Raw genomic sequence first — 21745 nt, forward strand, 5'->3', positions numbered from 1 at the left:
GTCAGACGGACTCGACGTCGATACTGTTGATGACGACGTCCTCGAGCGGCTTGTCACGGCCGTCCGTGGGGACGCCCTCGATCGCGTCGACGACAGCGCGGGACTCGTCGTCCGCGACCTCACCGAAGATGGTGTGCTTGCCCTGCAGCCACGGGGTGGCGACGGTCGTGATGAAGAACTGCGACCCGTTGGTGCCGCGGCCGCCCTGGATGCCGGCGTTCGCCATGGCGAAGATGTAGGGGTTCTGGAAGGTGAGCTCCGGGGAGATCTCGTCGTCGAAGCGGTAGCCGGGGCCGCCGACGCCCTGTCCGAGCGGGTCGCCGCCCTGGATCATGAAGTCCTTGATGATGCGGTGGAAGACCACACCGTCGTACAGCTTGTCGGTCGACACCTTGCCCGTGCCCGGGTGGGTCCATTCCTGCTGGCCGGTGGCGAGGTCGACGAAGTTCTTGACGGTCTTGGGTGCGTGGTTGCCGAACAGGTTGACGCGGATGTCGCCCTTGTTCGTGTGGATCGTTGCGACAGCAGTGTGCAGAGACATGTTCCGATTCTCGCATGTGTGACCTGCGTACAGACGAGACGCACAGGGACGGCCCTGTGACCTGTCAGGCACCCTGGTGGCAGGATGGGTACACGCCGTTCCGATGGAGGTACCAGATGACGACGATCGAACTGTCGCGCAAGCGCCGGAAGCAGATCAAGAAGCTCAAGGGCAAGACCGCCTCGCTCCTCGGCGAGCAGCGCAAGGTGCTCGAGCACGCGAACGAGATCCTGGCCGATGCCCGCTCGCACGCCGCCGATGCAGCGCGAAAGGACATCGCCCCCCGCGTCCAGCACGCGATCGACAACGGGGTGCGCCCGGCCGTCGCAACCGGTGTGCACGCTGCCACCTCGGCTGCGCAGACCGCATCGCACCGGTTCCAGACCGAGGTCATCCCCGGACTGATGTCGACCGCGGGCTCGGTCATGAGCGTGGGCGACCTCGCGAAGGACCCCCGCGTCAAGAAGCTCGTCAAGAAGGCCCAGAAGAAGGGCAAGCAGGCGAAGAAGGCCGCGGCCAAGTACACGCCCGGTCACCAGAAGCAGGGCATCGGCTTCGGTGGCGTCGCGCTGATCGTGGTCGGGGTGGTCGCCATCGCTGGTGCCGCGTACGCCGCGTACCAGACGCTCCGCGCCGACGACGACCTGTGGGTCGCTGACGACGCCGACTCGGCGGACAAGTCCGCCGCCTGACCTCCCGGTTCGTACGAAGGGCCCCGGCACGCGCCGGGGCCCTTCGTCGTTCTTGGCACGGGTGCTGTCCGTGTCCGTGTGCGTGTGCGACCTCGACGCACCGCGGCGAGCCCTTTCACCCGCCCCGATCCGTCGGACGCAGGTCCGTGACGCGGGCCGCACCGGACAGGAGGCCCGTGGCGGCCTGGCCCCGTGCCTCCCGCCTGGTGCCACGTGTGTGGCACACGCCGATGCCACACGCGCGCTGACTGGTCACGACACCCCGCTCACGTCCAGCGACTGGTCGCAGCATGTCGCTCCGGCGACGCCCCAACGACAAGTCGTGACCACTCGCCGAAGCTGAGCGGTGTGTTGCGACCACTCATACGGGCCGCCTGTTGTCGCAGCCTCGCGCGCTGACTGGTCACGACACCCCGGCTCACGTCCAGCGACTGGTCGCAGCATGTCGCTCCGGCGACGCCCCAACGACAAGTCGTGACCACTCGCCGAAGCTGAGCGGTGTGTTGCGACCGCTCGGACGGGCCGCGTGTTGTCACGGACTCGCGCGCTGACTGGTCACGACACCCCGCTCACATCCGGCCACTGGGCACGGAACGTCGCCCCGCCGACGCCCCACCGACGAGAGGTGACCACTCGGCCAACGCGAGCGGCGCGTTGCGACCACTCAGGGCTCAGGGCATGGGCGCACACGCGACACCGCGCCGGAGGCGCGCAGACCAGCACGACGACCGAGCGTTGCGGAGCGAGGAACGAGCGGAGCAACGCTCACGCCGAGGGAGTGGAGCCTGGGAGAATCGAACTCCCGACATCCTGCTTGCAAAGCAGGCGCTCTACCAACTGAGCTAAGGCCCCGAGTGACCCCTGAGGGAGTCGCGGCACCGCAGTACCTGGGATTGAATTGTGCGTGGTGGGGCTACAAGGACTTGAACCTTGGACCTCTTCGTTATCAGCGAAGCGCTCTAACCGCCTGAGCTATAGCCCCTCAGACCGGATGAAAGCCTAGCGCACGAACCCGCCGGAGCGAAATCGTACGGTCGGCCCCATCCGGCCGGGTGTGTCAGTTGTTCGTGAAGCCCACGAGCAGACCGCCCGTGATCCGCACACTGAGGTTGTACAGCACGCTGACGATGGCGCCGAGCACCGTGCCGACGACCACGTTGAGGATGCCGACGACGACCGAGAACCCGAGCACCTGGCCCAGCGAGAACTGGTCCATGATCGAGTAGTTGTTCTGCCCGGTGACGTCCTTGAGGAGGGCGTCGATCTGGGTGAACACCCCGGTCTGGTTGAGGATGCCCCACACCAGGGCGGTGGCGACGACGATCACGATGCTGCCCGCGAGGGCGATCAGGAACGACAGCTTCACCATCGACCAGAAGTCGAGGTAGACCAGTCGGAGCCGCACCTGGCGGGTGCCGACGGGTCGCTTCGCCTTCTTCTGGAGCTTCTCGGCGACACTACTCATTGGTTGCCTGGTCCTCTCCGGCCTCGTCGTCGACGGGCTCGGTGTCGATGGGATCAGTGGAATCAGGGGCCGCTTCAGCAGGGCTGACCGTCTCCACCGGGCCCGCGGGCTCGATCTCGGCGTCTTCCTGGTCGTCCAGGTTCCGCTCGCTGTTCCGGGCCACCGCGATGATCCGGTCGTTCTCCGCGAACCTCGCGAAGACGACGCCCATCGTGTCACGGCCCTTGGCGGGGACCTCGGCCACGGCAGACCTTACCACCTTGCCCGATTGCAGCACGACGAGCACCTCGTCGTCTTCACCCACGATGAGAGCACCCACAAGGTCGCCCCGGTCGGCCGCCAACTTTGCCACCTTGATGCCCAGCCCACCGCGGCCCTGGATGCGGTACTGGTCGACGCCGGTGCGCTTGGCGTAGCCGCCCTCGGTCATGACCCAGACGAAGCCGTCATCGGAGACGACCCGAGCAGCCAGCAGAGAGTCACCGTCACGGAAGGACATGCCCTTCACACCCGAGGTCGAACGCCCCATCGGTCGGAGCGTGTCGTTCGTCGCGGTGAAGCGCAGCGACATGCCGTGGCGCGAGACCAGCAGCAGGTCGTCGGTCTCGTCGACCAGCAGCGCCGAGCGGAGCGTGTCGCCCTCGCGCAGGTTGATCGCGATGATGCCGCCGGTGCGGTTCGTGTCGTACTCGGTCAGCGCCGTCTTCTTCACCAGGCCCTGCTCGGTGGCGAGTACGAGGTACTGCGCGGCCTCGTAGTCGCGGATGTCCAGGACCTGCTGGATCTGCTCGTCCGGCTGCATCGCGAGCAGGTTCGCCGAGTGCTGGCCCTTGGCGTCGCGTCCGGCTTCCTGCAGCTCGTACGCCTTGGCACGGTAGACGCGCCCCTGGTCGGTCAGGAACAGCAGCCAGTGGTGCGTGGTCGTCACGAAGAAGTGCTCGACGACGTCGTCCGCACGCAGCTGGGCGCCGCGGACACCACGTCCGCCCCGGTGCTGCTGGCGGTACTGGTCGCTGCGCGTGCGCTTGACGTAGCCGCCGCGGGTGATCGTGACGACGACCTCTTCTTCGGGGATGAGGTCCTCGATCGACATGTCGCCGTCGTACCCGAGCATGATCTCGCTGCGACGGTCGTCACCGAAGCGCTCGACGATCTCGTCGAGCTCCTCGCCGATGATCGACCGCTGGCGCTCGGGCCGGGCGAGGATGTCCTCGAAGTCGGCGATCTTGAGCTCGAGGGCTTCGGCCTCCTCGTGGATCTTCTGACGCTCGAGGGCGGCCAGGCGACGCAGCTGCAGCTCGAGGATCGCACGGGCCTGGATCTCGTCGACGCTCAGCAGGTCCATCAGGCCGCTGCGGGCTTCTTCGACGTCGGGCGATCGGCGGATGAGGGCGATGACCTCGTCGAGCGCGTCGAGCGCCGCCAGGTAGCCGCGCAGGATGTGCGCGCGCTTCTCGGCCTCGCGCAGCCGGTACTGGGTGCGGCGGACGATGACCTCGACCTGGTGGTCGACCCACGCCGAGATGAAGCCGTCGAGCGCCAGGGTGCGGGGCACGCCGTCGACGATGGCGAGCATGTTCGCGCCGAAGTTCTCCTGCAGCTGGGTGTGCTTGTACAGGTTGTTCAGCACGACCTTGGCGACGGCGTCGCGCTTGAGCACGATGACCAGGCGCTGCCCGGTACGGCCCGAGGTCTCGTCGCGGATGTCGGCGACGCCGGCCAGGCGGCCGTCCTTGACGAGCTCGGCGATCTTGATCGCCAGGTTGTCGGGGTTGACCTGGTACGGCAGCTCGGTGACGACCAGGCAGGTGCGACCCTGGATCTCCTCCACCGAGACGACCGCGCGCATCGTGATCGAACCACGACCAGTGCGGTACGCGTCCTGGATGCCCTTGACGCCGAGGATCTGTGCCCCGGTCGGGAAGTCCGGTCCCTTGATGCGCTGCATCAGCGCGCCGAGCAGCTCTTCGCGCGTGGCGTCGGGGTGCTCCAGCGCCCACTTCGCACCGGCGGCGACCTCGCGCAGGTTGTGCGGCGGGATGTTCGTCGCCATGCCGACGGCGATGCCGACCGATCCGTTGACCAGCAGGTTCGGGAACCGTGCCGGCAGGATCGCGGGTTCCTGCGTGCGGCCGTCGTAGTTGTCCTGGAAGTCGACGGTCTCTTCGTCGATGTCGCGGACCATCTCCATGGCGAGCGGCGCCATCTTGGTCTCGGTGTACCGCGGGGCGGCCGCACCGTCGTTGCCGGGCGAACCGAAGTTGCCCTGGCCGAGCGCGAGCGGGTACCGGAGCGACCACGGCTGCACCAGGCGGACGAGCGCGTCGTAGATCGCGCTGTCGCCGTGCGGGTGGAACTGTCCCATGACGTCGCCGACGACGCGCGAGCACTTCGAGAAGGCACGGTCGGGGCGGTACCCACCGTCGTACATCGCGTAGAGCACGCGGCGGTGGACCGGCTTGAGTCCGTCGCGGACCTCGGGTAGCGCGCGCCCGACGATGACGCTCATCGCGTAGTCGAGGTACGACCGCTGCATCTCGAGCTGCAGGTCGACCTGCGAGATCCGGTCGCCGGAGACGACGATGTCCCCGACCTCACCGTGCACGATCTCGGGCTGGTCGTCGTTGGTTTCGTTCTCGTCAGCCATCTGACTCGGCTACCTTTCTGACGGCCGGGAGGCCGTGGTGACGTTCGTCGCGCCGGGCGCGACCACAGGTGGTCCGGACCAGGACGCGCGGCTGGCACCGCGCCTCCTGTCCGTGGATCAGATGTCCAGGAACCGGACGTCCTTCGCGTTCTGCTGGATGAACTGGCGACGCGCGTCGACGTCCTCGCCCATCAGCGTCGCGAAGGTGCTGTCCACCGCGGCCGCGTCCTCGAGCGTGACCTGCAGCAGCGTGCGGGTGTCCGGGTTCATCGTGGTGTCCCAGAGCTCCTTGTAGTCCATCTCGCCAAGCCCCTTGTAGCGCTGGATCCCGTTGTCCTTGGGGATGCGCTTGCCCGAGGCGATGCCGGACTGCAGCAGGGCGTCGCGCTCACGGTCGCTGAACACGTACTCGTGTGCCGAGTTCGACCACTTCAGGCGGTACAGCGGCGGCTGCGCCAGGTAGACGTAGCCGCGCTCGATGAGCGGACGCATGTAGCGGAACAGCAGGGTGAGCAGCAGCGTGGTGATGTGCTGGCCGTCGACGTCGGCATCGGCCATCAGCACGATCTTGTGGTACCGGGCCTTGTCCGGGTCGAAGTCCTCGCCGATGCCGGCGCCGAACGCCGTGATCATCGACTGGATCTCCTGGTTGGCCAGGGCGCGGTCGAGCCGGGCCTTCTCGACGTTCAGGATCTTGCCCCGGAGCGGCAGGATCGCCTGGGTCATCGGGTTGCGCCCCTGCACCGCGGAACCACCGGCGGAGTCACCCTCGACCATGAAGATCTCGGACAGGGTCGGGTCCTTCGACTGGCAGTCCTTGAGCTTGCCGGGCATGCCGCCCGACTCCAGCAGGCCCTTGCGGCGGGTCGTCTCACGGGCCTTGCGGGCGGCGAGCCGCGCCTGGGACGCCTGGATCGCCTTGCGGACGACGTCGCGGGCCTGTGTCGGGTTGCTCTCGAACCAGTGGGTCAGCTCGGTGCCGACGACGCGCTGGACGAAGCCCTTGGCCTCGGTGTTGCCGAGCTTGGTCTTCGTCTGGCCCTCGAACTGCGGCTCGCCGAGCTTGACGGAGATGACGGCGGTCAGGCCTTCACGGATGTCGTCCCCCGTCAGGTTGTCGTCTTTCTCCTTGATGATCTTCGCTTCGCGCGCGTACTTGTTGACCAGGTACGTCAGCGCCGCACGGAACCCTTCTTCGTGGGTGCCGCCCTCGTGCGTGTTGATCGTGTTGGCAAAGGTGTGGACGCTCTCCTGGTACGAGGTGTTCCACTGCATCGCGACCTCGAGCGCGATCTTGCGCTCGGGGTCCTCGGCCTCGAAGCCGATGACGTCGGGGTGCACCAGGTCGGCCTTCTTCTGCGCGCCGAGGTACTCGACGTAGTCGGCAAGACCGCGCTCGTAGCGGAAGGAATCGTGGCGCGACTCTTCCCCTTCGTCGGGGGTGCGCTCGTCGCGCAGGTTGATGCGGAGTCCCTTGTTCAGGAACGCCATCTGCTGGAAGCGCGCGCGCAGGGTCTCGTAGTCGAAGACGACCGTCTCGAAGATCTCGGCGTTCGGCCAGAACGTGATCGTGGTGCCGTGCTCGTCGGACTCCTCGTCCTTGCTGAGCGGAGCCACGGGGACGCCGTCGGTGTAGCTCTGTCGCCAGACGTGCCCCTGCTGACGGACCTCGACGTCGAGCTCGGAGCTCAACGCGTTCACGACGGAGGAACCGACACCGTGCAGACCACCGGACACGGCGTACGCACCGCCGCCGAACTTGCCACCGGCGTGCAGGACGGTCAGGACGACCTGGACCGTGGAGACGCCTTCGGCCGAGTGGATGCCGACGGGGATGCCGCGGCCGTTGTCGACCACGCGGACACCGCCGTCTTCGCGGATGGTCACGTCGATGGTGTCGCAGTAGCCGGCCAGGGCTTCGTCCACGGAGTTGTCGACGATCTCCTGCACCAGGTGGTGGAGACCGCGGGGGCCCGTGGAGCCGATGTACATGCCCGGGCGCTTGCGGACGGCTTCGAGCCCCTCGAGCACCTGGATCTGGTCTGCGCCGTACGACTGTTCGACTGATGTGTTCTGGTCGTCTTCAGATCCTGATGCCATGTCGCGAGAGCTCCTGCCTGCGCGCGGAACGCCCGCACACTGCACCAGTCAGTCTATCGCAGGCGCCTCGTCCGCGAGGGTGAAAACGGCCCCTGGAGGGCCGATTTCGCGACCAGAGGATGATTTCCTCTGCTCAACCGTAGGTATCGCGAGGACCGCGCCCCTGGACGCTCCTGAGGCCGCGTTTCCAGGTGGGGACGTCTGGGCCCGAAACACGTATCGACTGCACGCCCGCCTCCGGGTGGCGCTCCGCGATGGTCGTCGTGACCGTCGCACGCATGAGCCGGAGCTGTGTCGCCCAGGCCGTCGAGTCGCAGCGGATGACGAGCGCGCCGTCCTCGATGGTCACGGGACTGGAGTGCTTGGCGAGCTCCTCGCCCACCACGCTCGGCCAGTCGACGAACAGCTCCGACCGTGCCAGCGGCCCGGTCCAGCCGAGCTCGGCGGCAAGCGATCCGACGATGTCGCCGAGCCCCTTGGGTTCACGGCCGCGCCCGTACGGCACGGTGTCGGCGTCGAACTCCTTGGCACGTCGGCGCCGGGCGTCGACCCCACGCTTGGACGGGTCGCCGAAGACCGCCTTGAGGTGGCCGTACACGCGGGCCGGCTCGGTGGGTCGCCAGGGACGGGGCATCAGACGTCGGCTTCCGTGGTCGCCGGGGCCCCGGCTTCCGGCGTCGCCGCGGTACCGGCTTCCGGCGTCGCCGGACCGGAGGCCGTGGTCGGTTCCGTCTCGTCGGTCACGATGGTGCCGGCCTCGATCCGGACGGTGTGCGCCGCCAGCTGCGGGGGCACGTCGCCGAACACGGCGGCCGTGATGAGCACCTGCTCGTAGTCCGCCACCGCGTTGCCCAGGCGTTCGCGGCGGGACTCGTCGAGTTCGGCGAACACGTCGTCGAGGATGATGATCGGGTCGCCGAGCGTCGACTCCGCGCGCAGGATCGACGCGCTGGCCAGCTGGATCGCGAGCGCGAACGACCACGATTCGCCGTGACTGGCGTACCCGCGGGCAGGTAACCCGTTCAGGGTGAAGAGCACGTCGTCGCGGTGCGGCCCAGCGAGAGTCAGCCCGCGGTCGAGTTCGTCGCGGCGGCGACGTTCGAGCGCGCCACGGAACGCCTCGGCCGCCGCGGGCACGGTGACGGGTTCGTCCGGGGTGCCGAGCACGGAGTCGGTGGCCGAGGCGTCCTCGGGGTCGCCGCCGCGGACGCTCAGCACGCCCGTGATCGAGGCCTCGTGTCGTTCGCCGGCGACGGTCGCGTACGCCTCGGCGACGAACGGTGCCAGGCGACGGGTCAGGTGGTCACGCGCCGCGATGATCTCGGACCCGAACGCGACGAGCCGTTCGTCCCAGACGTCGAGCGTGGCGAGGGAACCCGACTTGGCCCCGGTCGCCCGAGCCGACTTCAGCAGGGTGTTGCGCTGCCGGAGCGTCCGGTCGTAGTCGGCGATGACGCCCTGCATGCGCGGGGCGATCTGCACCAGGAGCTCGTCGAGCATCCGGCGACGACCGGACGGTTCACCGCGGACCAGTGCCAGGTCCTCGGGGGCGAAGAGCACGCTCGTGCAGTACCGCGGCAACTCACGCGGCTTGATCGGCGCACGGTTGACCTGCGCACGGTTCGACCCGGTGCGGTTGATCTGGACCTCGGCCAGGATGCTGCGGTCCTCGTGCGCGAGTCGTGCGCGGACGATCGCCGCGTCACAGCCCTGGCGGACCAAGGCGGCGTCGGTCGGGACCCGGTGCGAGCCGAGGGTGGACAGGTAGGCGATGGACTCGACCAGGTTGGTCTTGCCCTGGCCGTTGCGTCCCACGAACAGGTTCGGCCCGCGTGCGAGGTCGACCTCCGCCTGCCGGTAGTTCCGGAAGTCGGTGAGCTGGAGGTGGTCGACGTGCACGCGGGCCGGGGCTTCGTCCCGGAGGGACTAGGCCTTCTTGACGGCGTGGCCGCCGAACTGGTTGCGCAGCGCGGCGACGGCCTTCATCGTCGGGGACTGGCTGCCCTGACGCGAGACGAAGCGCGCGAACATGGCGGCGGAGAGCGCGGGCATCGGGACGGCCAGCTCGATCGCTTCTTCGAGGGTCCAACGACCCTCGCCCGAGTCGTCGACGTAGCCCTCGAGCTCGTCGAGCTTCGGGTCCTCGTTGATCGCGAGCACGAGCAGGTCGAGCAGCCACGAGCGCACGACGGTGCCGCGCTGCCAGCCGGCGAAGACGGCCGGCACGTCGTGGACGATGTCCTTGGCCTCGAGCAGCTCGTAGCCCTCGCCGTAGGCCTGCATGATCGCGTACTCGATGCCGTTGTGGACCATCTTGGCGTAGTGCCCCGCGCCCACGCCGCCGGCGTGCGAGAAGCCCTCGCCGCGGGGGCCCTCGGGACGGAGTGCGTCGAAGACGGGCATCGCGAACTCGATGTCCTTCGGGTCGCCACCGGCCATCATGCCGTAGCCGTTGTCCTTGCCCCAGATGCCGCCGGAGACGCCGACGTCCATGTAGCGGATGCCCTTGGCGTCGAGCTGCTTGGCGTGCTTCTCGTCGTCGAGCCACTTCGAGTTGCCGCCGTCGATCACCAGGTCACCCGGCTCGAGCACCTCGGCCAGGTCGTTGATGACGTCGTCCGTGATCTTCCCGTGGGGGACCATGACCCAGACCAGACGCGGGCCGGTGAGGGCCTTCGCCAGCTCCCCGAGGTCGGCGACGTCCGAGACGGCGGGGTTGGCGTCGTACCCGACGACGTCGATCCCTGCGTTGCGCAGACGCGCACGCATGTTGTTGCCCATCTTCCCCAGGCCGACAAGACCGATCTGCATGATTTCCTCTTCTGTTCGTCGTCGCGCCGGCGCTCGGTGGAGCCCGTCGGCGCAGTGTTCGGCTGTTGCTATCGCAGCAGGAGATTGGGCTGCAGCAGGTACCGGTAGCCGTCCGTCGCCGGTTCCTCGCGCGAGGACTGGCCGGTGATGAGCACCGGGCCCGGCTTGTTGGGGTTCTCCGTCTTGGTGAAGGAGACACGGACGAACTCGGAGTGCACCGCGTTCAACCCATCCAGCAGGAAGGCGGGCTTCAACGAGACCACCGTTTCCTCGCCGGTCAGCAACGCATCGATCGACTCTGACGCCTGCGCTTGTTCGGATCCGATCGCCTCGAGCGTGAGCCCGTCGACCGAGAAGGAGAACCGGAGTGCGGCTTCGCGCTCCAGGACGAGGGAGACCCGTCGCACCGCTTCGACCAGCTCGGCCGTGTTGATCACGGCGTGGTCCTGCACGGTGTCGGGGAAGAGCCGGCGGACCGGCGGGTAGTTGCCCTTGATGAGCAACGAGGTGACGGTCTTGTCGGCGGCCTGGAACGCGATGAGCTCACGCTCGGACGTGCCGCTGATCGACACCGACACCGTGCTGGCCGAGCCGAACGTGCGGCCCACCTCTTGCAGGGTGCGTGCCGGGACGAGTGCGTGCAGGGTCGTCGACTCGCCGTCGGCGGCACGACCCGAGTCCCACTGGATCGTCCGGACGGCGACGCGGTAGCGGTCGGTGGCGATGAGGGACAGGTCGTGGTCGCTGACCTCGAGCTGGACACCGGTGATCACCGGGGTGACGTCGTCACGGCTGGCAGCGACCGCGACCTGGGACACGGCTTCCGAGAACGCGTCGCCCGGGATGACGCCGGTCTGCTCGCCGACCTCGGGCAGGGTCGGGTACTCCTCGACCGGCATGCTCAGCAGCGTGAAGTGCGCCGAGCCGCAGGTCACGGTGATCCGCGACTCTTCCGTGGAGAACGACACGGGGGCGTTCGGCAGACGGCTCGCGATGTCGTTCAACAGGCGGCCGGAGACGAGCACAGTGCCGGACTCGTCGATCTGCGCGGCGATGGACGTCTGCGCCGAGACCTCGTAGTCGAACGACGACAGTGTCAGGCGATCGCCCTCGGCATGGATCAACACACCCGACAGGATCGGGAGGGTCGTGCGCTGTGGGAGGAGCTTCACCGCGAACGAGACGGCTTCGGAGAAGACGTCCCGGTTGACCTCGAACTTCACAGCTGGGACCCCTGTCGTGTCGTCGGACTGTCCGGCCGCCCCATTGTGGCACAGCGGAGCACAGCCCGGATTTCTTGTCATCCCGCCGTCCACAAGGTTGGCCCAGTGATCCAGAGAGATGAAGAGAGACAAGGCTAATAACGCCTGTGCACACTGTGGACAACTCTGGGGATGCCGGTCAGTGAGCGGGAACTACAACCGTGTGACTTGTGAGTGGCCTGTTGGCGCCCTCGGGATGAATCAATCTCATCTATCCACTTCCATCCCCAGATTCCACAGTCGACCCCATGGCTGTGAACAACCGCGCGGCGTGTCCTCCACAGTTATCCACAGGCTTTCCACACTGTGAGAAGTCCGGCGCATGGAACCGTCTCAGATGGTGGACGCGCGCCGGAGTGGGCCGATCCGACGGACGCGGGTCGGGCCTCCTGGCCGTGTGAACCGATGTTCTGACGGACGCGACCGCGCCGTCGTGAGCGCTGTGCTCAGCGGTACCGGCGGTCCTGCTTGATGCGGCTCGTCAGCTCGGTCACCTGGTTGTAGATGGACCGGCGCTCCTTCATGAGCTCCGCGATCTTCTTGTTGGCGTACATCACGGTGGTGTGGTCGCGGTTGCCGAACAGCTGCCCGATCTTGGGCAGGGACAGGCTCGTGAGCTCGCGGCACAGGTACATCGCGATCTGCCGGGCCGTGGCGATCGCCTGGGACCGGGACGAGCCGTACAGGTCGTCGACCGACAGCTTGAAGTACTCCGCGGTGTGGTTGATGATGTCCGTCGGCGCGATGACGTTGTCCTCGTCCAGCGTGATCAGGTCCTTGAGGACCGTCTGCACCAGCGCCATGTCGACGGCCGTCCGGTTCAGGCTGGCGAACGCGGTGACGCGGATGAGGGTGCCCTCGAGCTCACGGATGTTGCTCGACACCTTCGACGCCATGAACTCGAGGATGTCGTCGGGCACCTGCAGGTGGTCGGACTGCGCCTTCTTGCGGAGGATCGCGATGCGGGTCTCGAGGTCGGGTGCCTGCACGTCGGTGATCAGACCCCACTCGAACCGGCTGCGCATCCGGTCCTCGAAGCCGGTCAGGTGCTTGGGCGCGACGTCCGACGTGATCACGACCTGCTTGTTGTGGTCGTGCAGCGTGTTGAACGTGTGGAAGAACGCCTCTTGTGTGGAGTCCTTGCCCTGCAGGAACTGGATGTCGTCGATCAGCAGGATGTCGATGTCGCGGTACCGCTGCTGGAACTGGTTCGAGCGGTTGTTCGCGATCGAGTTGATGAAGTCGTTCGTGAACTCCTCGCTGGACACGTACCGCACGCGGATGCCCGGGTACAGGCTCTCGGCGTAGTGGCCGATCGCGTGCAGCAGGTGGGTCTTGCCGAGTCCCGAGTCGCCGTAGATGAACAGCGGGTTGTACGCCTTGGCCGGTGCTTCGGCCACTGCCACCGCGGCGGCGTGTGCGAACCGGTTCGAGGCGCCGATCACGAAGTTGTCGAAGTTGTACTTGGGGTTGAGGCGCGACTCCGGGCGGCCGGCGGTGCCCGGGGCGTCGATCTGGCTGGGGACGAACGGCGCCTCGATGTACTGGCGCGGCGCCGCGCTCTGCTCCACCGGTGCCTGCGACGGTTCGGCGTACGACGGCACCGAGGGTTCCATCCGCGGCTCGGAGGCCATGTCCGGGTTCACGGTGATCGCGAAGTTCGCCACCGAGTCGTCACCGATGCGCGAGATCGCCTCGGTCAGGGGCAGGCGGATGCGCTGCTCGAGCATCCCGCGGGTCAGGTCGTTCGGCACCTCGAGGTAGAGCGTGCCGGCCAGGACGCCCTTCGGCTCGACGAGGTTGAGGAAGCCGTGCAGCTGCGGCGTGATGCGCTCGTCCTCGGTGAGCAGTCCGAGGACCGACGACCAGAGGTCCTCGACGGGATCGGCGGGCATCGTCATGTCGCGCTCGTCTCCTGGGCTCGTGGTGTCGTGGTGCTGCGGGCATGGTGCATCGTCCGCTCGGCGCGGTCGGACCGCTGATCAGTCCGTCGCGTGCTGGTCCGGACGAGGGAGTCTGGGGTTCTCAGGCGACCTCGTCGACGCCGTCGTACCGTCTGACTTCCCCACAGGGTTGTCCACAGTCGGGTCCAGCACCGTCCGAGACACTGCGGGAGTGGTGCTTCCCCGTCGTACCGGGCCGCAGGGCGGATCGATCACCCCACTGTAAAGGACCATGACGGCTCCCACCGAACAGAAGTTGTCCCCAGTGTGGAGAACGCTCGCTCCCCGCTCTCCGGGTGCTGGCCGGCTGGCCGGGACGCGTTCGGGGTTTGACCTCACTGCCCTCGGTCACGTACCGTTGTCCAGTTGACTGCGGCCCCTTGGTCGTGACCACCTGCGTCAACCAACCACATTCGTGACGGCCAGCCTCGAGCAGCCGTATGGAGAAGATCATGAGCAAGCGCACCTTCCAGCCGAACAACCGTCGTCGTGCCAAGAAGCACGGCTTCCGTCTGCGCATGCGCACCCGCGCGGGCCGCTCGATCCTGGCCGCACGTCGCGCCAAGGGTCGCACCGAGCTGTCGGCTTGATCTGATCCTGCTGGATCCGATCGCAGTAGCTCCCGGCGCCGCGCCGGCCGGACCCCTGGTCCCGCCGCGCGGCGCTTCGGTGTGCCCGGGGATCGACACCAGCGGAGCCCCCGCCCGGTGGGTGTCGGCATGATCGCCCGCGCCAACCGGATCGTGCGCGGCGACGACTACCGGATGACGGTCCGTCGTGGTCGGCGCAGTGCGACCGGGAACGTCATCGTGTCGGTGGTCCGTCACGACGTCAGCGGGGCCGGACCCACGCGGTTCGGCTTCATCGTCGCCAAGACCGTCGGCAACGCCGTGACGCGCAACCTGGTCAGGCGCCGACTCAAGGGCATCGCCCACGAGCTGCTGCAGGGGCATCCCACCGGGTACGACGTGGTGGTCCGCGCACTGCCAGCCGCTCCGCAGGCCACATGGCCTACCCTGCTCGAAGACGTCTCGCGATCGTTCGCGCGCGGTGTGGAGAAGGCAGCATGAACCGGACGCTCCTGAAGCGGGTCCTGTGGACCGTGGCGTTGCTTCCGCGCAACGCCTGCGTCGTCGTGCTGCGCGCCTACCGTGCCGTCATCTCACCGTTGTACGGCAACGTCTGCCGCTACCACCCCTCGTGCTCGCGCTACGCGCTCGAAGCGATCCAGCAGTACGGCGTCGTACGCGGGACCGCGATGGGCGCCTGGCGCATCGGCCGCTGCAACCCCTGGGCTGCCGGCGGCATCGACGACGTCCCTGACCGTCGTCGGCCCTACCTCGTCAACCGGTTCGGGTTCGTCCTGGCTCCGGTGCCGCAGCAATTGCAGTCCCCGGTCGGCACCCTCCGACCCATGCTGCTCCCCCAGCGCACTCGAAAGGCGTAGCCGTCCCCATGGACATCATCGGAACGATCCTCTGGCCCCTCAAGTGGGTGGTCTCGGCCATCCTCGTCGGCTTCCACTGGGTCTTCGAGAACCTCGGCATGGACCCGAGCGCGGGCATCACCTGGGTGCTGTCCATCATCTTCCTGACCTTCGTGGTCCGCGCCGCGCTGATCCCGATCTTCGTGCGGCAGATCAAGTCGCAGCGCCGCATGCTCGAAGTCGCGCCGCAGCTCAAGAAGATCCAGGACAAGTACAAGGGCAAGAAGGACCAGTTCTCGCGTGAGGCCATGAGCCGCGAGACCATGGCGCTGTACAAGGAGACCGGGACCAACCCGCTCAGCTCCTGCCTGCCGCTGCTGCTGCAGATGCCGATCTTCTTCTCGCTGTACTCGGTGCTGCACGAAGCGCAGATCAACAAGACCGGCATCGGCCTGCTGACGAACGACCTGGCGAAGTCCTTCGGCAACGCCTCGCTGTTCGGTGCGCCGCTGCACGAGACGTTCACGAACGCTTCCGGCTGGGAAGTCCGCGTCATCGCCGGCTTCATGATCGTCGTGATGACGGCCTCGCAGTTCATCACGCAGCTGCAGCTCGTCGCCAAGAACATGTCCCCGGAGACCAAGGAGTCTCCGATGTACCGCCAGCAGAAGATGATGCTGTACGTGCTCCCCCTGATCTTCGTGATCTCGGGTCTGTCGTTCCCCCTCGGCGTCATGTTCTACTGGCTCGCCTCGAACCTGTGGACGATGGCTCAGCAGTACTTCGTCATCCGCAGCATGCCGACGCCGGGTTCGGAAGCCGCGCTTGCGCGTGAGGCCCGCCTCGCCAAGAAGGCCCAGCGTCGCGGCGTGCCCGCAGGCGTGCTCGCCGAGGCCGGTGCCGGTGCCGGCGCCGCCGAGATGGAGGCCGTACGCATCACCACACAGCGTCAGCAGCCGGTGGGCAAGCAGCGCGCCAAGAAGAGCGGGAAGACCAAGTGACCGACCACGACACCGCCGCCACCCTCGACCCGGAGTCCACCGCACCGGTGTCCTCCGAGGACGCGCGTGACGAAGCCGACATCGCCGCGGACTACATCGAGGAACTCCTCGACATCTGCGACCTCGACGGTGACATCGAGATCGAGGAGCGCGCCGGTCGCGTCTACCTGTCCGTCACGGACGAGGGGAACACGCTGGGCGTCCTGGCCAAGCCGGACACGGTGTCGGCGCTGCAGGAGCTCACGCGCATCGCTGTGCAGGCCGAGACCGGTGAGTTCAGCAGGCTGATCCTGGACATCGGTGGATCGCGAGATGCTCGCGCCTCCGAGCTCCAGCGGCTCGTGGACACCGCGGTCGAGCGCATCGAGGACGGATCCCCGACGGCGTCGCTGCCGCCGATGTCGTCGTACGAGCGCAAGCTGGTGCACGACCTGGTCGCTGAGAAGGGCTTCCACTCGGAGTCCGAGGGCGAGGGTCGCGACCGGCACACCGTCATCACGCGATGACGGACGGTCCTGCCACCGCTGCGGACGCTGCTGCGCCGGTGCTCGAAGACGAGCCGGCTTCCGCCGCGACCCTGTTCGGGGACCGGTTGGCAACGGCGCGCTCGTTCACGAACGAGCTGGCTCGTCGCGGTGAAGAGCTCGGCCTGATCGGACCGCTGGAACTCCCGAGGTTATGGACACGACATATCCTCAATTCCGCGGTGGTCGCACCGCTCCTGGAGGCTGGTGGTCACGTTGGTGACGTCGGTTCCGGTGCCGGGTTGCCTGGGTTGGTGCTGGCGATCGCTCGTCCGGACGTGCATTTCACGTTGATCGAGCCGATGGAACGCCGGGTCGACTGGCTGACCTCCGAGGCTGCGCGGCTGGGCCTGGAGAACGTCGACGTCCTCCGGGGGCGGGCCGAGGAAGTCGCGGACACGGTGGTCCTCGACCAGGTCACGGCGCGTGCGGTGAGTGCGCTGTCGAAGCTCATCCCCATCACCGTGCCGCTCGTGCGTTCCGGCGGTCAGCTCATCCTGATGAAGGGTGCGCGCGTCGAGGACGAGATGGCTGCAGCGCGCAAGGTCATCCTCCGCAATCGTCTGGCGGATGTCGAGATCCTCGAGCTCGGAGTCGGTGTCGTCGAAGAGACCACGCGAGTGTTCCGGGCTACAGTTGACTGACGCCGCGTGGCGCTGAGATCGCCTGTTCGATCGGGTGCTGCGCACCACGTTCCACGTGAAACATCGAACCGGGGAAGAGGCACTCGTTGAGTTCATCGACCGACTACGACGCGTCGACACCACTCGCTCGCGAGATCGCTGATCTCAATCGCCGTCGTCGTGCCATCGCGACGCAGCAGTTCCCACTGCCGGCATCGACGCGGATCATCACCGTGTCGAACCAGAAGGGCGGTGTGGGCAAGACGACGTCGACGGTGAACCTCGCCGCTGGTCTTGCGCACGGCGGAGCACGGGTCCTGGTCATCGACCTCGATCCGCAGGGGAACGCTTCGACAGCCCTCGGTGTGAACCACCAGGCCGAGGTCGCGAGCATCTACGACGTGATCGTCGACGAGGCACCGATCGCGGACACCGTGCAGCGCTCCCCCGAGTCCGACACGCTCTGGTGCGTCCCGGCCACGATCCACCTGGCAGGCGCGGAGATCGAGCTCGTGTCGCTGGTGGCACGCGAACAGCGTCTCCGGACGGCGCTGGACCAGTACCTTGCGTCCCTCGACGAGCCGTACCACTACGTGTTCATCGACTGCCCGCCGTCACTCGGCCTTCTGACGATCAACGCCTTCGTCGCGGCACAGGAAGTCCTGATCCCGATCCAGTGTGAGTACTACGCGCTCGAGGGTCTCAGCCAGCTGTTGCGGAACATCGAACTGATCGAACGGCACCTGAACCCCGACCTTCGCGTGTCGACGATCCTGTTGACCATGTACGACGGCCGCACGAACCTGGCGAATCAGGTGGCAGCGGACGTGCGTGAGCACTTCGGGGAGCAGGTCCTGAAGGCGATGATCCCCCGTTCGGTGCGCGTGAGTGAGGCACCGAGCTACGGCCAGAGCGTTGTGGCCTACGACGTCAACTCGAGCGGTTCGTTGTCCTACCTGGAGGCAGCCGCCGAGATCGCAGCACGAGGAGCACAGCACTGATGGCACCCAAGCGGACCGGACTCGGCCGAGGCATCGGCGCCTTGATCCCGACCACTCCCGATCAGCAGGAACGTCCCGTCGACGTCTTCTTCCCCACCGGCGGCTCGCCCGCGTCGGCGCCGGCAGCGGATGGTGTGACGGCTGAGCAACTCGTGGCGGTCCCTGGCGCGCGCCTGGCGAACCTCAACCCGCTGGACATCAAGCCGAACGCGCAGCAGCCGCGCAAGGAGTTCCGCGAAGAGGAGCTGCAGGAGCTGGTGCACTCGATCCGCGAGATCGGCGTGCTGCAGCCCATCGTCGTGCGTCCGATCGAGGGCGCCGCAGGGACCGAGCCGCAGTACGAACTCATCATGGGCGAGCGCCGACTGCGTGCCACCAAAGAGCTCGGCCTGGCCACCATCCCAGCGATCATCAAGGAAACCCCTGATGATGTCATGCTGCGCGATGCTCTGCTCGAGAACCTGCACCGCGCGAACCTCAACCCGCTCGAGGAGGCCTCGGCGTACCAGCAGCTCCTCGCTGACTTCGGTATCACGCAAGAAGAGCTCGGGCAGCGTATCGGCCGGTCCCGTCCGCAGATCACGAACACGATCCGACTGCTGCGGCTCCCCTCCCCCGTGCAGCGTCGCGTCGCAGCGGGTGTGCTGTCGGCCGGGCACGCGCGAGCGATCTTGGCCGCACCGGACGCGCAGGCGATGGAGTACCTCGCCGAGAAGATCGTGAATGAAGATCTGTCGGTCCGGCAGGCCGAGGCAGCCGCGCAGCAGATGGCGCAGGGAGCTCCCAAGAAGGCCCCGACGCAGCCGACCAAGCGTGACGCGCACTTCGTGGACGTCGCGGAGCGGCTGGGCGACCGGCTCAACACGCGGGTGCAGATCGCGATGGGGGCTCGCAAGGGACGCGTCACGATCGACTTCGCGAATGCGGCCGACCTCAACCGGATCCTCAGCGAGCTCGGCGCCGAGGACGTCGCGCGCTAGAGGTCGCCTCTTCGATGTTCCACGTGGAACATCGTTCGTGCGTGACATCTGGAGGGCTCACGTGGCACCTACTCGCCCGCAGTGTGTTGCGATGGTGCTCGGAGTCGCCGCGCTTGTGGGTGGAGCGGTCGCCCTGGCGATGTGCGTGGTCGTGGTGGTCACCGCTGGCGATGGCGGCGGGGTCGATTTCGCCCTCATCTACTACCTGGTCGCGGGCGCTGTGTTGATCGCCGTCGGCGCTGCAGCGCTGGCGTCTCGACATCCACAGCACCGTTGACGCAGGCCAGCTATCACTCCGTCCCGGCTCAGCGACGGCGATGTTCCACGTGAAACCTAGGCGTTGTGGTCGCGGATGGCCTGTTCCGCCAGCTCTGCGTACGTCCACCCGAGGTCGAAGCCGGACACTGAGAGCGCCTGCGGCAGCAATGACGTCTCGGTCAAGCCAGGCAGGACGTTGGCCTCGAGGAACCAGGGCGTACCGGCGCCGTCGATGATCAGGTCCACACGCGAGATGTGACGGAGCCCGAGTGCGCGGTGTGCCTGGATGGCTGCCGAGGCCGCAGCCGAAGCGTTGTCACCGGACAGCCGCGCGGGCGTGTAGAACGTCGTCTCTCCCGCGTTGTACCGGGCTTCGAAGCCGTAGAAGCCGTTCCGCGGCACGATCTCGACCGGTGCCAAGGCAACGGGACCGTCACCGGTGTCGATGATCCCGAGCGCGATCTCGGTTCCACTGATGAGTTGCTCGACGACGACGTCATCGCAGTAGGTGTAGGCCGTGACCATGGCGCGCGGCAGGTCGTTGACGTCCTCGACCAGGGTCACTCCCTGCGCGCTGCCGCCGCGAGCGGGCTTCACGGCAAGTGGGACGGGGTGTTCGGCCGCGATGGCCTCGAGCACACCGACGGCACCGAGTTCGCGGAACACGTCGTGGGACAGGGTGACCGACCGAGGGGTCCGCACGCCGGTCCTGGCGACCAGCGCGGACGCCGTGGGCTTGTCCCATGCCAGGCGAGCCGAGGTCGAGCGTGAGCCGACGAACGGGATGTCCACGGCCTCCAGGATGCCGCGCAGCGCGCCGTCCTCACCCGAGGCGCCGTGCAGCGCCGGCCAGACCACGTCGGGGCGGGACTCGCGGAGTGCGGGCAGCAGGGCGGCGTCCGCATCGCGCAGGTCGACCTGCCAGCCGTAGCCCGTCAGGGAGTCGGCGACGCGACGGCCCGAGCGCAGTGACACGTCGCGTTCATGCGAGATCCCTCCGGCGACGACGACGACGTGGCGACGAGTGAGCTCGGCCATGGGAGAGACCTCCGGAACTGCGGTGAACTGCGGAAAGTGCTGGTCAGGAGATGTTCGGCGGCGGGCCGCTGACCGAGGACGACGCCGGGACGACGGCGTTCGGTCGGGTGGCAGAGCCGAAGGTCTCGATGAGCTCGAGCTCGTCGTTGACGACGTTCGCGAGCCGCTTGATGCCGACACGGATCTGCTCGGCGGTCGGGTAGCAGAACGACAGACGGATGTGTTGCGCGCCCCTGCCGTCGGCGTAGAAGGCGGTGCCGGGAGTGTAGGCCACGAGCTCCTTGACGGCGCGGGGCAGCATGCCCTTCGAGTCGAGGGACTCGGGCAGCGTGAGCCACACGAAGAACCCGCCGTTGGGCCGGGTCCACGTCAGGTCGGGCAGGAACTCCCCCAGCGCCTGGAACATCGCGTCACGGCGCTCGGCGTAGATGCCACGGAAGATGTCGATCTGACCCTTCCAGTCCGCGGCGTCCAGGTACGCGTTGACGACGTACTGGCCGAAGGAGTTCGGCGCCAGGACGGCCGACTCGTTCGCCAGCACGAGCTTCTCGCGGATGGCGTGCGGTGCCAGGGCCCAGCCGACGCGGAAGCCCGGTGCGAGGGTCTTCGAGAACGACCCGAGGTAGACCACGCCTTCGTCGTCGATCGAGCGGATCGCCTGGGGAGCGGGCTCGTCGAACCACAGCAGCCCGTAGGGGTTGTCCTCGAGGACCAGGATGTTGTTCGAGCGGCAGATGTCGAGCACCTCGATGCGGCGCTCGCGGCTCATGGTCACCCCGGCGGGGTTGTGGAAGTTCGGGATCGTGTACAGGAACTTCATCCGCTTGCCAGCGGCCCGGAGACGGCCGATCGTCTCGCGCAGGGCCTCGGGGACCAGACCGAGCTCGTCGGTCGCCACGTGGACCGTCTCGGCCTGGTAGGACCGGAACACACCGATGGCGCCGACGTACGACGGTGACTCGGCGAGCACCACGTCGCCCGGATCGATGAACAGGCGGGTGACCAGGTCGAGGGCGTGCTGGGACCCGGTGGTGACGACGACGTCCTCGGCGCTCGCGCGGATGCCCTCGAGCGACATGATGTCGACGATGTGCTCGCGGAGCTGGCGCAGACCCTGGCCGCCCCCGTACTGCAGTGCCATCGCGGCGTCCTCGGCCATCACGCGGTCGAGCGAGCCCGTGACGAGGTCACGCGGGAGGGCGGAGACGAACGGCATGCCCCCGGCGAGTGAGACGACCTCGGGCCGGGAGGCCACGGCGAACAGGGCTCGTACCTCGGAGGCGCTCAGCCCTGCGGTGCGCTGGGCGTAGGAGTCGTACCAGGGGTCGAGACTGTTGCCGTTGGTCATCGAGTTCTCCGTTCACTCGGCAGTCCAGCCACAGTACGACATGTGTGTCCGAAAGCCGGGCACGGGGACACAGGCCGATCCTGAA

General features: G+C 67.4%; 21 protein-coding genes and 2 tRNA genes. 10 read left to right on the forward strand and 13 right to left on the reverse strand.

The features are described 5' to 3' along the window. Position 1: 1 nt before the first annotated feature. The gene (locus tag ACLBWP_RS10850) at positions 2-541 is read right to left on the reverse strand and encodes a peptidylprolyl isomerase (protein ID WP_243563599.1); all 540 of its coding nucleotides are present in this window, start codon (positions 539-541) and stop codon (positions 2-4) included. A gap of 116 nt (positions 542-657) precedes the next feature. Here ACLBWP_RS10850 and ACLBWP_RS10855 point away from each other — a divergent pair, with 116 nt between their 5' ends. Continuing rightward, on the forward strand, positions 658-1233 hold the full coding sequence (locus ACLBWP_RS10855) for a DNA helicase (protein ID WP_447655200.1): 576 nt from the start codon (positions 658-660) through the stop codon (positions 1231-1233). 779 nt (positions 1234-2012) lie between these two features. On the opposite strand, the gene ACLBWP_RS10860 is transcribed toward ACLBWP_RS10855, so the two are convergent. From ACLBWP_RS10860 to dnaA, 10 genes are all read right to left on the reverse strand, one after another. Beyond that, positions 2013-2085, reverse strand: a tRNA-Ala gene (locus ACLBWP_RS10860). A gap of 53 nt (positions 2086-2138) precedes the next feature. Continuing rightward, positions 2139-2215, reverse strand: a tRNA-Ile gene (locus ACLBWP_RS10865). Between the two features lie 75 nt (positions 2216-2290). After that, on the reverse strand, positions 2291-2698 hold the full coding sequence (locus ACLBWP_RS10870) for a DUF3566 domain-containing protein (RefSeq protein ID WP_243563601.1): 408 nt from the start codon (positions 2696-2698) through the stop codon (positions 2291-2293). Then, complete coding sequence (gene gyrA, locus ACLBWP_RS10875; RefSeq protein ID WP_447655201.1) at positions 2691-5345, reverse strand: DNA gyrase subunit A; 2655 nt, start codon at positions 5343-5345, stop codon at positions 2691-2693. Before gyrA ends, ACLBWP_RS10870 begins: the two co-directional genes overlap by 8 nt. Positions 5346-5462: 117 nt before the next feature. Next, entirely contained in the window at positions 5463-7445 is a 1983-nt protein-coding gene (gene gyrB / locus ACLBWP_RS10880; protein ID WP_447655202.1) for a DNA topoisomerase (ATP-hydrolyzing) subunit B, read from the reverse strand. 133 nt (positions 7446-7578) lie between these two features. Beyond that, positions 7579-8079 (reverse strand): DUF721 domain-containing protein, encoded by a 501-nt coding sequence (locus ACLBWP_RS10885; protein WP_447655203.1) that lies wholly within the window; start codon positions 8077-8079, stop codon positions 7579-7581. Further along, positions 8079-9344 (reverse strand): DNA replication/repair protein RecF, encoded by a 1266-nt coding sequence (gene recF, locus ACLBWP_RS10890; protein WP_447655204.1) that lies wholly within the window; start codon positions 9342-9344, stop codon positions 8079-8081. The genes ACLBWP_RS10885 and recF overlap by 1 nt, the downstream gene beginning before the upstream one ends. Before the next feature lie 27 nt (positions 9345-9371). Beyond that, entirely contained in the window at positions 9372-10328 is a 957-nt protein-coding gene (gene gnd, locus ACLBWP_RS10895; protein WP_447655402.1) for a phosphogluconate dehydrogenase (NAD(+)-dependent, decarboxylating), read from the reverse strand. Further along, a complete protein-coding gene (dnaN, locus tag ACLBWP_RS10900; protein ID WP_447655205.1) occupies positions 10325-11479 on the reverse strand; it encodes a DNA polymerase III subunit beta in 1155 nt (384 codons plus the stop codon). The genes gnd and dnaN overlap by 4 nt, the downstream gene beginning before the upstream one ends. Before the next feature lie 485 nt (positions 11480-11964). Next, a complete protein-coding gene (gene dnaA, locus ACLBWP_RS10905; RefSeq protein WP_374202528.1) occupies positions 11965-13419 on the reverse strand; it encodes a chromosomal replication initiator protein DnaA in 1455 nt (484 codons plus the stop codon). Positions 13420-13913: 494 nt separating this feature from the next. Between dnaA and rpmH the strand changes: the two genes are divergently transcribed. The 9 genes from rpmH (at position 13914) to ACLBWP_RS10950 (ending at position 19293) form a co-directional block, all read left to right on the forward strand. Then, on the forward strand, positions 13914-14051 hold the full coding sequence (gene rpmH, locus ACLBWP_RS10910) for a 50S ribosomal protein L34 (RefSeq protein WP_055951440.1): 138 nt from the start codon (positions 13914-13916) through the stop codon (positions 14049-14051). Between the two features lie 129 nt (positions 14052-14180). Beyond that, complete coding sequence (rnpA, locus tag ACLBWP_RS10915) at positions 14181-14531, forward strand: ribonuclease P protein component (RefSeq protein WP_243563608.1); 351 nt, start codon at positions 14181-14183, stop codon at positions 14529-14531. Next, positions 14528-14908 (forward strand): membrane protein insertion efficiency factor YidD, encoded by a 381-nt coding sequence (gene yidD / locus ACLBWP_RS10920; RefSeq protein WP_447655206.1) that lies wholly within the window; start codon positions 14528-14530, stop codon positions 14906-14908. Before rnpA ends, yidD begins: the two co-directional genes overlap by 4 nt. A gap of 8 nt (positions 14909-14916) precedes the next feature. Continuing rightward, positions 14917-15888 (forward strand): membrane protein insertase YidC, encoded by a 972-nt coding sequence (gene yidC / locus ACLBWP_RS10925; protein WP_243563610.1) that lies wholly within the window; start codon positions 14917-14919, stop codon positions 15886-15888. Beyond that, positions 15885-16394 carry a Jag family protein gene (locus ACLBWP_RS10930; RefSeq protein WP_374202529.1) on the forward strand — a complete coding sequence of 170 codons (510 nt, stop codon included), beginning with the start codon at positions 15885-15887 and terminating at the stop codon, positions 16392-16394. Before yidC ends, ACLBWP_RS10930 begins: the two co-directional genes overlap by 4 nt. Further along, entirely contained in the window at positions 16391-17056 is a 666-nt protein-coding gene (gene rsmG / locus ACLBWP_RS10935; RefSeq protein WP_447655207.1) for a 16S rRNA (guanine(527)-N(7))-methyltransferase RsmG, read from the forward strand. The genes ACLBWP_RS10930 and rsmG overlap by 4 nt, the downstream gene beginning before the upstream one ends. Before the next feature lie 86 nt (positions 17057-17142). Then, on the forward strand, positions 17143-18036 hold the full coding sequence (locus ACLBWP_RS10940; RefSeq protein ID WP_447655208.1) for a ParA family protein: 894 nt from the start codon (positions 17143-17145) through the stop codon (positions 18034-18036). Continuing rightward, entirely contained in the window at positions 18036-19016 is a 981-nt protein-coding gene (locus ACLBWP_RS10945; protein ID WP_447655209.1) for a ParB/RepB/Spo0J family partition protein, read from the forward strand. Before ACLBWP_RS10940 ends, ACLBWP_RS10945 begins: the two co-directional genes overlap by 1 nt. A 91-nt stretch (positions 19017-19107) precedes the next feature. After that, complete coding sequence (locus tag ACLBWP_RS10950; protein ID WP_447655210.1) at positions 19108-19293, forward strand: hypothetical protein; 186 nt, start codon at positions 19108-19110, stop codon at positions 19291-19293. Positions 19294-19349: 56 nt separating this feature from the next. On the opposite strand, the gene ACLBWP_RS10955 is transcribed toward ACLBWP_RS10950, so the two are convergent. Beyond that, positions 19350-20312: a D-alanine--D-alanine ligase family protein gene (locus ACLBWP_RS10955; protein ID WP_447655211.1), complete on the reverse strand. Its 963-nt coding sequence runs from the start codon at positions 20310-20312 to the stop codon at positions 19350-19352. A gap of 43 nt (positions 20313-20355) precedes the next feature. Beyond that, positions 20356-21660: an aminotransferase-like domain-containing protein gene (locus ACLBWP_RS10960; protein ID WP_447655212.1), complete on the reverse strand. Its 1305-nt coding sequence runs from the start codon at positions 21658-21660 to the stop codon at positions 20356-20358. Between the last annotated feature and the right edge of the window lie 85 nt (positions 21661-21745).

Source organism: Microbacterium sp. M1A1_1b (assembly GCF_053345565.1).